This window comes from Streptomyces sp. NBC_00358 (assembly GCF_036099295.1).
Classification (GTDB): Bacteria; Actinomycetota; Actinomycetes; order Streptomycetales; family Streptomycetaceae; genus Streptomyces.
Map to the genome: position 1 here is coordinate 2,025,921 of NZ_CP107976.1, position 13,660 is coordinate 2,039,580.

Sequence of the window (13,660 nt, forward strand, 5' to 3'; positions counted from 1 at the left end):
CCACGCAGGCTGTACGCAAGTCGGCTGAATGGGCGTTGAGTTCGGGGCTCACTTGCCGGCCGGCGTGATGTTGCCGACGGTGATGCCCTTCGGGTTCAGGTGCGCGATGTGGCCGCTCTCCGTCCCGGCGGAGGGGTCGATCACGCAGTCGATGAGCGCCGGGCCGCCGCGGGCCAGTGCTTCGGTGAGGGCGGCGGTGACCTCGGCGGGCGTCGTGGCGCGGTAGCCCTTGCCGCCGAACGCCTCGATCATCCGGTCGTGGCGGGCCGCGCGCATCAGGGTGGTGGGCGAGGGCGCGTCGCCGAGGGGGTTGACGTCGTCGCCGCGGTAGACACCGCCGTTGTTCATGACGACCGTCACGACGGGCAGCCGGTAGCGGCAGATCGTCTCCAGCTCCATACCGCTGAACCCGAAGGCGCTGTCGCCCTCGACGGCCACGACCGGGGCCCCGCTCTCGACGGCCGCGGCGATCGCGTAGCCCATGCCGATTCCCATGACACCCCAGGTGCCGCTGTCGAGGCGGTGCCGCGGCACGTGCATGTCGATGATGTTGCGGGCGACGTCCAGCGCGTTCGCGCCCTCGTTGACGATGTACGTCTCCGGGTGCTCGCGCACGACGTCGCGTACGGCCTTCAGGGCGCCCATGAACTGCATGGGGTGCGGGTCGGCCTTCAGTCGCTCCGCCATCTTCGCCACGTTCCGCGCCGACCGCGCGCCCAGTTCCTCGCGCCAGGCGGCGGGCGCCGCGATCCGTCCGGGCTTGGCCCGCTCGGCGATCGCGTCGAGCACCGACTCGATGTCTCCGACGAGCGGGGCCGCGATGGGCTGGTTGCTGTCCATCTCCCGTGCCTCGATGTCCACTTGGATGAACCGCGCGTCGGGGTTCCACTGGGGTGCCTCGCCGTGGTTCAGCAGCCAGTTGAGGCGCGCGCCGACGAGCATCACGACGTCGGCCTTCCGCAGGGCCAGCGAACGGGCGGTGGCCGCCGACTGCGGGTGGTCGTCGGGCAGCAGGCCCTTGGCCATCGACATCGGGATGTAGGGGATGCCGGTGGACTCGACGAACTCACGGATGCGGTCGTCGGCCCGCGCGTACGCGGCGCCCTTGCCGAGCACCACCAACGGCCGTTCGGCGCCCGCGAGCAGCTCGATCGCCCGGTCCACCGCCTCGGGTGCCGGGAGCTGGCGCGGGGCGGGGTCGACGAGGCGGCTCAGCGTCCGCGCGCCGGCCTGCGCGTCCATGATGGAACCGAGCACCGCGGCGGGGATGTCGAGATACACACCGCCGGGGCGCCCGGAGACCGCGGTGCGCAGCGCGCGGGCGATGCCCCGGCCGATGTCCTCCACGCGGCCGACCCGGTAGGCGGCCTTGCAGAACGGCTGCGCGGCGGCGAGCTGGTCCATCTCCTCGTAGTCGCCCTGCCTGAGGTCGACCAGGTGCCGCTCGCTGGAACCGGAGATCTGGACCATGGGGAAGCAGTTGGTGGTGGCGTTGGCCAGCGCGACCAGACCGTTGAGGAAGCCCGGCGCGGACACGGTCAGGCAGATGCCGGGCTTCTTCGTGAGGAAGCCGGCCGCGGCGGCGGCGTGCCCCGCGTTGCTCTCGTGCCGGAAGCCGAGGTAGCGGATGCCGCGCGCCTGCGCGAGGCGGGCCAGGTCGGTGATCGGGATGCCGACCACCCCGTAGACGGTGTCGACGTCGTTCATCCTCAGCGCGTCGACGACCAGGTGGTACCCGTCGGTGAGCTCGGTCGGCACATGGGCGTTCGCCGGGGTCTCCGGTGTCGAGGGGTCGGTCATGGTCCGAGGTCCTCCTTGGGCAGGTCCTGTCGGTGCGGCTCCTCCTCCCACCTTCCGCAGCCCGCTCGTCCGCGTCCAAGACCGATCGGCGACCAGCTGATAACCGGCGTCTATCGACGGCTGGTCCGGGCCTCGCGACGGGGCCTCCACCGGCGCGCGGTGGAGGCCCTGGATGTTCTCCGACGACCTCGCGTCGCGGGCCGTCCTACGGGTCAGCGCACGCGACGCTCGTGCGGCAGGGGCTGTGCGAAGAAGTCGTCGAGCGCCAGGCCCGTCGCCGCGTTCACGAAGGCCCGCGCGGCGACCGAACCGGGGGTCGCCGCGTGGATCGCCACCGAGACCTGGGCGCCGGCCTCCGGGTCGACCAGCGGCAGCGCGCGTGTCCGGCCGGCCACGGGCATCGCGCGCAGCCAGGTGTGCGGAACGATGCTGGCCCAGTCTCCGCCGCCGACATGGGCGTAGAGCGCGGCGATGGAGTCCGTCTCCACCTGCGGTGTCACCACGAAACCCTTGTCCGCGAGGACGCCGTCGATGATCTGGCGGATCCGCATGTCGGGGGTCAGCAGCGCGAGCGGCAGTTGGGCCGCGTCCGCCCACGACATGGCGGAGGCCTGGGACGTCAGCCGGTCCTCGGAGACCAGCAGCATGTACCGCTCCTGGTACAGGGGGACCACCTGAAGGCCCTCCCGGTCGCCCATGTCGAAGTGGGCGATGGCCACGTCCAGCTCGAAGTCCCTGAGCTGGCGGTGGAGTTCCTTCGTCGAGAGCCGGGAGCGGACCTGCACCTTGGCGAGCGGGTGCGCCGCGCAGAACGCGGCCACGGGCAGCGCCAGGGTCGTCGAGGCCGTGGGGTCCGTCCCCAGGCGGAGCGTTCCGGTGATGCCGGACTGTACGGCGGCCACCTCGGCCTTGAAGGCGTCCTGTTCGGCGAGGATCCGCTTGGCCCACACGACGAGCCGTTCGCCCTCCGGGGTGAGGCCCTGGTAGTTGTGCCCGCGGTTGATGAGCGTGACGTTCAACTCCCGCTCAAGTTTGGCGATCGCCGCCGAGAGCGCGGGCTGCGAGACGTAGCAGGACTCCGCGGCCCGCGCGAAGTGCCGCTCCCTGGCGACCGCCACGAAGTACTCCAGCTGCCGGAACAGCATGCGTTTCCACCTCCCCTTCACCCCGCTCGCAGGAGCCGCACCGCCGCGATCACCAGGGGATGCAGCCCGTCGGATCCGGCGTCGGCGTACGCGAGGAGCCGGGAGCGCATGCGGGGATCCCAGAACCGGGCGATGTGACCCGCGACCGCCTCGGCCGCCGACTCACCGGGCAGGTGGCCGAGGTTCACCGCGATGTCGTTGGCCATGCGGGGCTCCGGTGGCACGGTCGCGCCCATCTCAGTCCACCACCGTGGGACCACCGGCGGCGGCCCGTTCCGGTGTCCTCCCGGCGTGTCCGAGCGGATGGGCGAGCCCCACCTGTACGGCGGTCACCTTGTACTCGGGGCAGTTGGTCGCCCAGTCCGAGTTCTCGGTGGTCACCACGTTGGCGCCGGTCACGGGGTGGTGGAACGTGGTGTAGACGACGCCGGCCGGCATCCGGTCGGAGATCTCCGCCCGCAGCGTCGTCCGCCCGACCCGGCTGGCCAGCGTCACCAGCGCGCCGTCGGTGATGCCGCGCACCTCCGCGTCGTGCGGGTGCAGCTCCAGGACGTCTTCGGGATGCCAGGCGACGTTGCCGGTACGCCGGGTCTGCGCGCCGACGTTGTACTGGCTGAGGATGCGCCCGGTGGTGAGTACCAGCGGGAAGCGACGGGTGCTGCGCTCGTTGGTCGGCACATACGCGGTGACGACGAACCTGCCCTTGCCGCGCACGAATTCGTCCACGTGCATCACCGGTGTCCCCTCGGGCGCCGAGGCGTTGCAGGGCCACTGCACACTCCCCAGTCTGTCGAGCAGGTCGAAGGAGACACCGGTGAACGTCGGGGTGACCGAGGCGATCTCGTCCATGATCCGGCTCGGACGGTCGTACGCCATCGGGTAGCCCATCGCGGTGGCGATCTCGCACACGATCTGCCACTCGTGCCTGCCCGTCCTCGGCTTCGTCACCGCGCGCACCCGGTTGATCCGCCGCTCGGCGTTGGTGAACGTGCCGTCCTTCTCCAGGAAGGACGCGCCGGGGAGGAAGACGTGCGCGAACTTGGCGGTCTCGTTGAGGAACAGGTCCTGCACGACGACGAGTTCCATCGCTTCGAGCGCGGCGGTGACGTGCTGGAGGTTGGGGTCGGACTGGGCGATGTCCTCGCCGTGCACGAACAGTCCGCGGAAGGTGCCGTCGATCGCGGCGTCGAACATGTTGGGGATACGCAGTCCCGGTTCGGCGAGGAGGGTGCCGCCCCACAGGTTCTCGAACACCTCGCGTACGGCGTCGTCGGAGACATGGCGGTAGCCGGGCAGTTCGTGCGGGAAGGAACCCATGTCGCACGAGCCCTGCACGTTGTTCTGCCCGCGCAGCGGGTTGACCCCGACACCGTCGCGGCCGATGTTGCCGCACGCCATCGCGAGGTTGGCCATTGCCATGACCATGGTCGAGCCCTGGCTGTGTTCGGTGACACCGAGGCCGTAGTAGACGGCTCCGTTCGGCGCGCTCGCGTACAGCCGGGCGGCGGACCGCAGTTGAGCGGCGGGAACGCCGCTGATCTCCTCGGTGGCCTCCGGGCTGTTCTCGGGAAGGGCGACGAACCGCGCCCACTCGTCGAACCCCTCGCACCTGCGGTCCACGAAGGACCGGTCGACCAGACCCTCGGTGACGACGACGTGCGCCATGGCGTTGACGACGGCGACGTTGGTGCTGGGCCTGAGCTGGAGGTGGTGCGCCGCCTCGATGTGCGGGGAGCGCACCAGGTCGATGCGGCGCGGGTCGACGACGATCAACTCCGCACCTTCGCGGAGCCGTCGCTTCATCCGGGAGGCGAACACCGGGTGTCCGTCGGTGGGGTTGGCCCCGATCACCATGATGACGTCGGCCTCCGCGACGGAGCGGAAGTCCTGGGTGCCGGCCGACTCGCCGAAGGTCTGCTTCAGCCCGTATCCCGTCGGGGAGTGGCAGACGCGGGCGCAGGTGTCCACGTTGTTGTTGCCGAACGCGGCCCGGACCATCTTCTGGACGACGTACACCTCTTCGTTGGTGCACCGTGACGAGGAGATCGCGCCGATCGAACTGACGCCGAACCGGGCCTGGATGTCCCGCATCCGCCGGGCGACCGTGCCGATCGCCTCGTCCCACTCGACCTCGCGCCAGGGATCGGTGATCCTGTCGCGGACCATGGGACCGAGCACCCGGTCGGGGTGGGTGGCGTAGCCGAACGCGAAGCGGCCCTTGACGCACGAGTGGCCCTCGTTCGCGCCGCCGTCCTTGTACGGCACCATCCGCACGAGTTCGTCGCCGCGCAGCTCGGCCTTGAAGGAGCAGCCGACCCCGCAGTAGGCGCAGGTGGTGACCACCGACCGGGTCGGCATGCCGAGTTCGACCACCGACTTCTCCTGGAGGGTGGAGGTCGGGCAGGCCTGGACGCAGGCCCCGCAGGAGACGCACTCGGAGTCCTTGAACGTCTCGGCGGCGCCGGGCGAGACCTTGGAGTCGAAGCCGCGCCCCTCGATGGTCAGCGCGAACGTGCCCTGCACCTCGCCGCAGGCCCGCACGCAGCGGGAGCAGGCGATGCACTTGGAGGGATCGAAGTCGAAGTAGGGGTTGGACGTGTCCTTCCCGGCGTCGAGATGGTTCTCGCCCTCGTAGCCGTAGCGCACCTGCCTCAGGCCCACCACGCCCGCCATGTCCTGGAGTTCGCAGTCGCCGTTGGCCGGGCAGGTCAGACAGTCGAGCGGGTGGTCGGAGATGTAGAGCTCCATGACGCCCTGGCGGAGCTTCTCCACCTTCGGCGTCTGGGTGCTCACCCTCATGCCGTCCGCCACCGGGGTGGTGCAGGAGGCCGGGGTGCCCCTCCTGCCGTCGATCTCCACCACGCACAGCCGGCAGGAACCGAAGGGCTCCAGACTGTCGGTGGCGCACAGTCTGGGTATGTCGACGCCGGCGAGGGCCGCGGCACGCATCACCGACGTGCCCGCGGTAACGGTCACGGCCAGCCCGTCCACCTCGACCGACACCGTGGCCTCGCCGGGGCGTTCCGGGGTACCGAAGTCGGGTTCCTTGAGCAGTGTCATGCCGTGCCCTCCGTCCGCGCGCCGCCGGTCTGCCGGGAGGCGGCCTCCCGGCCCGGTTCGCGGGCGAGGAAGTCGTCGGGGAAATGGGTGAGGGCGCTGCGTACGGGCATCGGGGTCAGCCCGCCCATCGCGCACAGGGAACCGTCGGTCATCAGGTCGCACAGGTCTTCCAGCAGTGCCAGGTTCTCGTCCCGGTGCCGGCCGGCCACGATTCGGTCGATGACCTCGACACCGCGTACCGAACCGACCCTGCACGGCGTGCACTTGCCGCAGGACTCCGCGGCGCAGAACTCCATCGCGAAGCGTGCCTGTGCGGCCAGGTCGACGGTGTCGTCGAAGACCACGACCCCGCCGTGGCCGACCATCGCCCCGGCCGCCGCGAAGGCCTCGTAGTCCATCGGCAGGTCGAACATGGACGTCGGCAGATAGGCGCCGAGCGGCCCGCCGACCTGCACGGTGCGCACCGGGCGCCCGGAGTGCGTACCGCCGCCGTAGTCCTCGACCAGTTCGCGCAGGGTGACACCGAACGCGGTCTCGACGACGCCGCCGTGCGCGATGTTGCCGCCGAGCTGGAAGACCTGGGTGCCGCGCGAGCGGTCGACGCCGAGTTCCTGGTACGCCCGCGCGCCGGACGCGAGCACGACGGGGACCGTCGCGAGGGTCAGGACGTTGTTCACCACGGTCGGCCTGCCGAACAAGCCCTCGATCGCCGGGATCGGGGGCTTGGCGCGGACCATTCCGCGCTTGCCCTCCAGGCTCTCCAGCATGGAGGTCTCCTCGCCGCAGATGTACGCGCCGCCGCCGACGCGCACGTGCAGGTCGAAGTCGAGCGCGGAGCCGAGAACTCCCTTGCCGAGCCAGCCGTGCTCGCGGGCGATGCCGATCGCGGCCCGCATGGTGGCCACCGCGTCCGGGTACTCCGAGCGGATGTAGAGGTAGCCCTCGCTCGCCCCGACCGCGTGTGCGGCGATCGTCATGCCCTCGATGAGCAGGAACGGGTCGCCCTCCATGACCATCCGGTCGGCGAAGGTGCCGCTGTCGCCCTCGTCGGCGTTGCAGCACACGAACTTCAGCTCGTCCGCCCGGTCGAGCACGGTCTTCCATTTGACGCCGGCCGGGAATCCCGCGCCGCCTCTGCCGCGCAGTCCGGAGGCGGTGACCTCGGCGACCACGTCGGCGGGCGGCCGCTCCAGCGCGGCACGCAGCCCGGCGAGGCCGCCGTGGGCCACGTAGTCGTCGGTGGACAGCGGATCGGTGACGCCGACCCGCGCGAAGGTGACCCTGTTCTGCCGGGCCAGCCAGGGGAGTTCGTCGACGACACCGAGCCGCAGGGGATGGTCGGCGCCGTCGAGCATGCCGGATGCGAGCAGTTCCTCGACGTCGGACGGGCCCACGGGGCCGTATCCGACGCGGCCGTGCGGGGTCACCACCTCGACGAGGGGTTCCAGCCAGAGCATGCCGCGTGATCCGTTGCGTACGACGTCGAGGTCGAAGTCACCTCGTGCGGAGGCCTGTTGAAGAGCGCTGGCGACCTCGTCCGCGCCGACCGACCGGGCCGCCGAGTCACGGGGGACGTAGACCGTCGCAGTGGGGTGCGCCGAGTCGTTCACGATGAGACCGTCCCGTCGAGCAGCGCGCCCAGCCGGGCGGGGCCGACCCGTCCGTGCAGTCGGCCGTTGACCTCCACCGAGGGGCCGAGGGCGCAGTTGCCGAGGCAGAAGACCTGCTCGACGGTGACGGCACCGTCCGCGCTCGTCTCCCCGAGCGTCAGTCCGGCCTCGCGGGCGTAGGCCACCAGCCCGTCGGCGCCCAGCGCCTGGCAGGCCTCGGCCCGGCAGATGCGCACGGTGGTACGTCCGGCGGGTTCGCGGCGGAAGTCGTGATAGAAGGTCACCACTCCGTGGACGTCCGCCCGGGAGAGGTTGAACTCGTCGGCGAGCACCGGAACCGCCTCGTGCGGCACATACCCCAACTCGGCCTGTACGGCGTGCAGTACGGGCAGCAGCGCACCGCGCTGGTCCCGATGACCGGCCGCCGCTCTCCGGACCACGCTCTCGACCGTCACGTCACTCGCGCTGGTCGTCATGATCGCTCCGCCTTCCGTCACGCGGGTCCCCGGCACTGCTTCCGGGAGACTGAGACACTACCCCATACAGGCTTCTGTATACAGAACTCAATCGGGCTCAATCCCGTACACGGGGGCGGGACTTGGCCGACGGACGGTTCGGAGGAGCGGGCGACACCCCGGCCCGCCTGGGATCACGCCCGAGACGGCCCCCCGCCTTGCATACCAAAACCTGTATGCTGACGCAGCCGTCGGCGACCCTCTCGGCGGCCACCTCCTGGAAGAGCCGTCGGCCCCGCGGGCCCGGTGGCAGAACGGGGCTCCCATGCGTGAGGCACTCACCGCCGCCGCGTCCCGGCGCGTCACCCGCCCGGCGCCACTGCGGCAGGCCGTGTACGACGCCCTGACCGAGCTGATCGTCAGCGGCTCACTCAAGCCCGGCCAGCATCTCGTCGAGGCCGAGCTCGCCGAACACCTCGGGGTCAGCCGGCAGCCGGTACGCGAAGCGCTGCAACGGCTCCAGACCGACGGATGGGTCGACCTGCGTCCCGCTCAGGGCGCCTTCGTCCACTCCCCCACCGAGGAGGAGGCCGCCCAACTCCTGGGCGTCCGCGCGGTCCTTGAGACCTACTCGGCCCAACTCGCCGCCCAGCACGCCAAGCCCGAGCACGTGGAGCGGCTCTGGGAGCTGCACCAGGAGGGCGTGGACGCCCTCGCCGTGACCGACGTCGACCGGCTGGTCGCGGCCAACACCGCCCTGCACGCCTTCATCACCGCCGTCGCCGACAACGCCGTGCTGGCCGAACTGATCGCGGGTGTCAGCCAGAAGGTGCGCTGGTACTACACGCCGATCGCCCGGCCCCGCGGCAAGGAGGCCTGGAACGAGCACGCCCAGCTCATCAGGGCCATCGCCAAGGGCGACACGGACCGCGCCGGTGAGGTCATGCGCAAGCACACCGAGCGCACCACCGCCTTCTACCGCAAGCGACTCGCCGCCGGGGCGGACCAGGACTGATCGACCGGGTTGTCGCGGTCGGCACCGGTTCCGACGACGTCGTCGCCGAAGCCGGGCCCGAGGGCGTGGACGCCGATCACGAGGGGGTCGTCACCGATCGCGGACCTCAGTTCGAGCAGCCACGGCCGTACGGCACGGAGCAGGATGTCGAGCCCTCCGCCGTCCCGCCCGAGCATCACGTCGGCGGGAACCAGCACCGGATCCGCGCACAGAGTGGAGGTCCCGCTGCCGCTGGGCCCCACCCCGCCGGGCCCGGCGGGGACCAACAGATCCTGGGCCTGCGCCGGAACGACCCACAACGTCAGACCGTCCGGCCCCGCGAGCGGCCGGGAGGACCAGAGGTAGCTGTCGGCCTCGCCCGCCGCGACCACCTGCCGCTTGCGGCCCCGCAGGGCGACGACGTCGGCGAAGCACGTCGCGACCGAGCACGACCTCCCGCACGGAATCCCGGCTCCCCACTCACCGGGACCGCACTCGTTCAGGGCGAGGCTCGTGAGGTGCCGGCCGGCGGCGATCTCGCCGCGCACCCAGGAACCGCCACAGGACTCGATGGCGGCCATGGCGGCGAAGTGGGACGCGAGCACGGCAGCCGTCGCCGGGCAGACGCGCGCCGTCCGCACGACCACGTCCACAGACTCCGCCGGTCCGAGCCCGCCGCCGCCGAACTCCCGCGGCACGGTGAGACCGAGCAGCCCCGCCCGGCCGAGCGCCGCCACCGCGCCACGGGGGAACCTGCCTTCCCTGGCGGCCGGTTCGGCGTCGGGCGCGACAACTTCGGCCAGGACAGCGGAGAGAGAAGAAAGGTAGGACACGGGGCGACCCCCTCCTCGGGAACGACCGGCAATTGCATACAGTATGCTGACCCATGTCAGGGTGCGCCATAGGGCGCGGCGGCGAATCCGTGGAGACAGAGGCACAGGCGCTTGCCCGCCCGCGAGCCTCGCGGCACGGACGGGTGGACGGAGACGAACCCCCTCGGCTACGAGGGCGGGCCACCCGGACACCCGCCCGGCGCAAGGGGGCGGACGCGACTCAGCCTCGCGGGTCGATCTCCCGGAGCAGGCCGGTCGTGACGTCGAAGACGAACCCGCGGACATCATCGGTGTGCGGCAGGAACGGTGACGTACGCACGCGCTGCATGGACTGCCGCACATCCTGGTCGACGTCACGGAAGGCCTCGACGGCCCAGGCCGGCCGCTGTCCGACCTCCATCTCCAGTTCGTGCCGGAAGTCCTCGGTCAGACTCTGCAGACCGCAGCCGGTGTGGTGGATCAGTATGACGCTCCGTGTACCGAGAGCGCGCTGACTGATCGTCAGGGAACGGATCGTGTCGTCGGTGACGACGCCGCCCGCGTTGCGGATGGTGTGGCAGTCGCCCAGTTGGAGACCGAGCGCGGCGTGGAGGTCGATCCGGGCGTCCATACAGGCCACGACGGCGACGCGCTGGACCGGGCTGGCCCCCATGCCGGGGTCCACGAACCCGGCGGCGTACACCCGGTTGGCCGTCACGAGCCGGTCGATGACCGTCGCGCCCTCCGGGAGGCGGTCGGGGGACTGGGCGAGACGGGGAGTTGGAGTCGTCATGGTGGGCTACCTCACTCCGGTCGATATCGAGAAGACCACTCGTCACGTCGCGTACACATGATCGCGGACACGCGGTCGTGTCCACAGCAGGAACGCCGTGGACACGACCGCATCGATGAGCATTCCCACGCGACGCCCCGTCAGGCACTCGGCGCGGATCCGGGCGGCCGGTGACCCGGGACGTCACGGGAGAAGCGCGACCGGATTATGCATACGGTATGCGGTGACCAGTATTCTCAGACCGCACCACCCCTTGTCCAGAGCCGCGCCACCCCCGTCCAGAACCGCTCCGCTCCTCTTGTCCGCGGCCGCACCACTCGCCCTGTCCAGACCCCAGGCAGCGGGCACACCCTCACACCTCGGATTCCGCCCCCAGTCGAGACCGTGGCCGCGGCCGTGACCCGAGGTGGGCGCCGCCGGCAGGTTCGCCCGGCGAACGCCACCGAGTGGACAGCGCCCACCCGCCGGCGGCGACCGCCGACAGCGCGAGGGCGGCCAGCGTCAGCGTGGTGTGGGATCCGGCGCCGTCGGCCGTCCGGGCGACCGGGTTGGGCAGGCCGAGCCGGTCGGCCAGCCAGCCGACGGCCGCCGTGGCGGTGATCAGTGCCCCGCCCACCCGGAGCGCGGGCTGCACCCTCAGCCGGGCGATCACCAGCAGTGCGGGCAGCGCCAGGCAGACCAGCAGCAACTGGACCAGTTCGATGCCCAGGTTGAAGCCGAAGAGGCTGAACACCAGTTGCCCGGTGGACAGGTGCATCTCGGCGAGCACGAAGGAGAACGCCATGCCGTGGCCGAGGCCGAAGACGCCCGCCACCACCGCTTCCCGGCCCGGGAACAGGGGGCGGACCGCGTGGACGGCGCCGACGAGGATACTGACGGCGATGAAGGCCTCGACCGGCCGGCCGGGGATCTCCAGTCGGCCGAGGGCGGTGGCGGCCAGGGCGACGGAGTGGCCGACGGTGAAGGCGATCGTGACGCGGCCGATGCGCCCGAGCGCGGCACGGGCGCCGACCAGACCGTGCCAGCGCCGCCCGGTGGCCCGCAGCGGTGCGGGCAGGAGCAGTATGAGCAGGAACAGCAGGTGGTCGGTGCCGGTGAGGATGTGCTCGCCGCCGAGTTCGGTCATGGCGACGAAGCCGCGCCAGGTGCTGCCGTTCCCGAGGTCGACGGTCAGGGGCGGGACCTTCATGTGCCGGATGTCGAGGCTGATGGTGCCGACCTGGGAGGCACCTCCGCCCCCGACCCGGCCGGCGGCCCAGTCCTGTCGTACGGAAACCAGCGTCACATGGGTGACGACCTGATGGACGATCACGTCGTAGTGCAGGGTGAAGTGCCGTACGTCCCCGCGGGGCGGAGGGGTGAGCACGGCTTCGGCGACCAGCTCCCGGTAGGGGCCGGTCGAGGTCTGCTCGGTGCGGCTGAGACCGAGTGCGCCGATGCCGACCCGCCAGGCCTCGCCCCGAAGGGTTGTCGGGCGGATGTGCCGGCCGAGGTACGCGCGGATGGCCGTCGCCTTTGCGGGCAGGGCGGCGGGTTCGACGCTGTTCAGGTCGATCCCGCTGGCCCGGGAGAAGTCGTCGACCGGCAGTTCCAGCCGAGCGGTGACCGAGGCCTTGTACACGTCGAGCCGGACCACCGAGTGCGGCATCGGGTGCGCGGCGGCCGACGGCGCCCCGAGCAGGAGCGCCGCCGGTACCGCGATCGCGAGCCCGGCCACCAGGCGTAGTGCTGTGGTCAGCCAGTTCCGCGGTCGGGTCATGAGAAGCTGAACTCGCTTCCGTAGTCGCGGGTGTGGTCGCGGTACACGGAGTGGTAGTGGATCTGGCCGCGGAAGACGACACCGCTCTGGCAGACGAACTCGATCCAGACGCCGGGGCCGTCGATGCGCACGTAGTCGCCCTGGGTGTCCAGGCCGGTGCCGCCGGAGTAGCCGACGTAGGTCTGGTTCAGCTCGTGCGCGTACGTCTTCATGAGCCGCTTCGCGGTGGCGTCGTCCACGTTGGCGACCCAGGGGTGGATGGCCCGCAGGACGAGTTGCTTCTGCTTGGGTGTGAGCGAGCTGACCGGGACGCCCTCCTTCGTCTCCGGGAACTGGCCGTCCTTGCCGGGGCCGAGGAGCACGTCGCTGAACGACTCGGACAGCTTGGCCTTCGCCAACTGCTCCGTGTTCAGGCCGCCGGTCAGGGCGAGCAGTCCGTCTCGCTGCTCGGCCAGGGGCGTGTACGTGGTGCCGTCGTCCCCGGTCCAGGTGGTGGGCTCGACGCCGATGAAGAACGGGCTGCCGCTCACCGGCCGGCCGTCCCGGTAGGTGATGTTCACGGCGAGGTGGTGCCCGCCGAAGTGCAACTGCCAGGTGCCGTCCGCCGAGGGGGTGCCCAGGAACGCCATGAAGTAGACACCGCTGCCGTAGCCGAACGCGCCTCCACCGCCGCCAGGGCCGCCGGACGGCGGGGTGCCGGTCGGAGCGTCCGTGGCCGTCGGAGCGTCGGTGGCCGACGAGCTCGGGTCCGCGGAGGCGGACGGGTCGGCCGAGGTCGTGCCGGACGCGCTGTCCGCAGGAGCCGGCGCGGAGGCGGAGCTGGAGCTCTGCGCCGCGTCCAGTACGTCGTCGGCCTTGATGATCTGCGTGATCTGGTCGTACCCGGTGCCCTTGCCGCCACCCGTGGCGACCTTCAACACCTTCATGGCGGCGGCCAGTTGGGTATCCGTCAGCGAGCCGAGCCGGATGCCGGGCCGGCAGGACGAGCCGCACGGCAGGTTCGACCACGCCGTCGCGTTCGCCTCGGAGAAGTCCAGCAGCACCTCCGACTGCTGGTCCGCGTCCAGCGTGTTCAGGAACGCGTTGGCGGCGCTGACCACTGCCTTCGCGCCGGTGGCGTGCTGGTCGACCGGCCGATGGACGGCGGCCGAATTACCGGCCTGCTCAACCGTCGAGGCATTCGCCACAGCAAAACCGCCACCGCCCAGCACAATTGCGGTGACGGCGCCGCC

At 71.1% G+C, this 13,660-nt stretch carries 11 protein-coding genes; 1 reads left to right on the forward strand and 10 read right to left on the reverse strand.

The features are described from left to right. Window positions 1-48: 48 nt before the first annotated feature. The 6 genes from oxc to OHT01_RS08450 all read right to left on the reverse strand — a co-directional run bounded on the left by oxc (window position 49) and on the right by OHT01_RS08450 (window position 8,091). Window positions 49-1,800: an oxalyl-CoA decarboxylase gene (gene oxc / locus OHT01_RS08425; protein ID WP_328552500.1), complete on the reverse strand. Its 1,752-nt coding sequence runs from the start codon at window positions 1,798-1,800 to the stop codon at window positions 49-51. 212 nt (window positions 1,801-2,012) lie between these two features. Then, on the reverse strand, window positions 2,013-2,945 hold the full coding sequence (locus tag OHT01_RS08430; RefSeq protein ID WP_328552501.1) for a LysR family transcriptional regulator: 933 nt from the start codon (window positions 2,943-2,945) through the stop codon (window positions 2,013-2,015). Window positions 2,946-2,962: 17 nt separating this feature from the next. Next, window positions 2,963-3,151: a formate dehydrogenase subunit delta gene (locus tag OHT01_RS08435; protein WP_328552502.1), complete on the reverse strand. Its 189-nt coding sequence runs from the start codon at window positions 3,149-3,151 to the stop codon at window positions 2,963-2,965. Window positions 3,152-3,182: 31 nt separating this feature from the next. Next, the gene (gene fdhF / locus OHT01_RS08440; protein WP_328552503.1) at window positions 3,183-6,005 is read right to left on the reverse strand and encodes a formate dehydrogenase subunit alpha; all 2,823 of its coding nucleotides are present in this window, start codon (window positions 6,003-6,005) and stop codon (window positions 3,183-3,185) included. Next, complete coding sequence (locus tag OHT01_RS08445) at window positions 6,002-7,615, reverse strand: formate dehydrogenase beta subunit (RefSeq protein ID WP_328552504.1); 1,614 nt, start codon at window positions 7,613-7,615, stop codon at window positions 6,002-6,004. The genes fdhF and OHT01_RS08445 overlap by 4 nt, the downstream gene beginning before the upstream one ends. Further along, the gene (locus OHT01_RS08450; RefSeq protein WP_328552505.1) at window positions 7,612-8,091 is read right to left on the reverse strand and encodes a formate dehydrogenase subunit gamma; all 480 of its coding nucleotides are present in this window, start codon (window positions 8,089-8,091) and stop codon (window positions 7,612-7,614) included. Before OHT01_RS08450 ends, OHT01_RS08445 begins: the two co-directional genes overlap by 4 nt. A 304-nt stretch (window positions 8,092-8,395) precedes the next feature. Here OHT01_RS08450 and OHT01_RS08455 point away from each other — a divergent pair, with 304 nt between their 5' ends. Then, window positions 8,396-9,085 (forward strand): GntR family transcriptional regulator, encoded by a 690-nt coding sequence (locus OHT01_RS08455; RefSeq protein WP_328552506.1) that lies wholly within the window; start codon window positions 8,396-8,398, stop codon window positions 9,083-9,085. Here the strand turns inward: OHT01_RS08455 and OHT01_RS08460 are convergent. The 4 genes from OHT01_RS08460 to OHT01_RS08475 all read right to left on the reverse strand — a co-directional run bounded on the left by OHT01_RS08460 (window position 9,046) and on the right by OHT01_RS08475 (window position 13,615). Further along, window positions 9,046-9,897, reverse strand: a complete 852-nt coding sequence (locus OHT01_RS08460) for an acyl-CoA dehydrogenase family protein (protein ID WP_328552507.1) — start codon at window positions 9,895-9,897, stop codon at window positions 9,046-9,048. The two genes, OHT01_RS08455 and OHT01_RS08460, sit on opposite strands and share 40 nt — an antisense overlap. Before the next feature lie 220 nt (window positions 9,898-10,117). Continuing rightward, window positions 10,118-10,669, reverse strand: a complete 552-nt coding sequence (locus tag OHT01_RS08465) for a beta-class carbonic anhydrase (protein ID WP_328552508.1) — start codon at window positions 10,667-10,669, stop codon at window positions 10,118-10,120. A gap of 352 nt (window positions 10,670-11,021) precedes the next feature. Beyond that, window positions 11,022-12,428 (reverse strand): HupE/UreJ family protein, encoded by a 1,407-nt coding sequence (locus tag OHT01_RS08470; RefSeq protein ID WP_328552509.1) that lies wholly within the window; start codon window positions 12,426-12,428, stop codon window positions 11,022-11,024. Further along, on the reverse strand, window positions 12,425-13,615 hold the full coding sequence (locus OHT01_RS08475; protein WP_328552510.1) for a DUF3500 domain-containing protein: 1,191 nt from the start codon (window positions 13,613-13,615) through the stop codon (window positions 12,425-12,427). Before OHT01_RS08475 ends, OHT01_RS08470 begins: the two co-directional genes overlap by 4 nt. Window positions 13,616-13,660 lie beyond the last annotated feature (45 nt).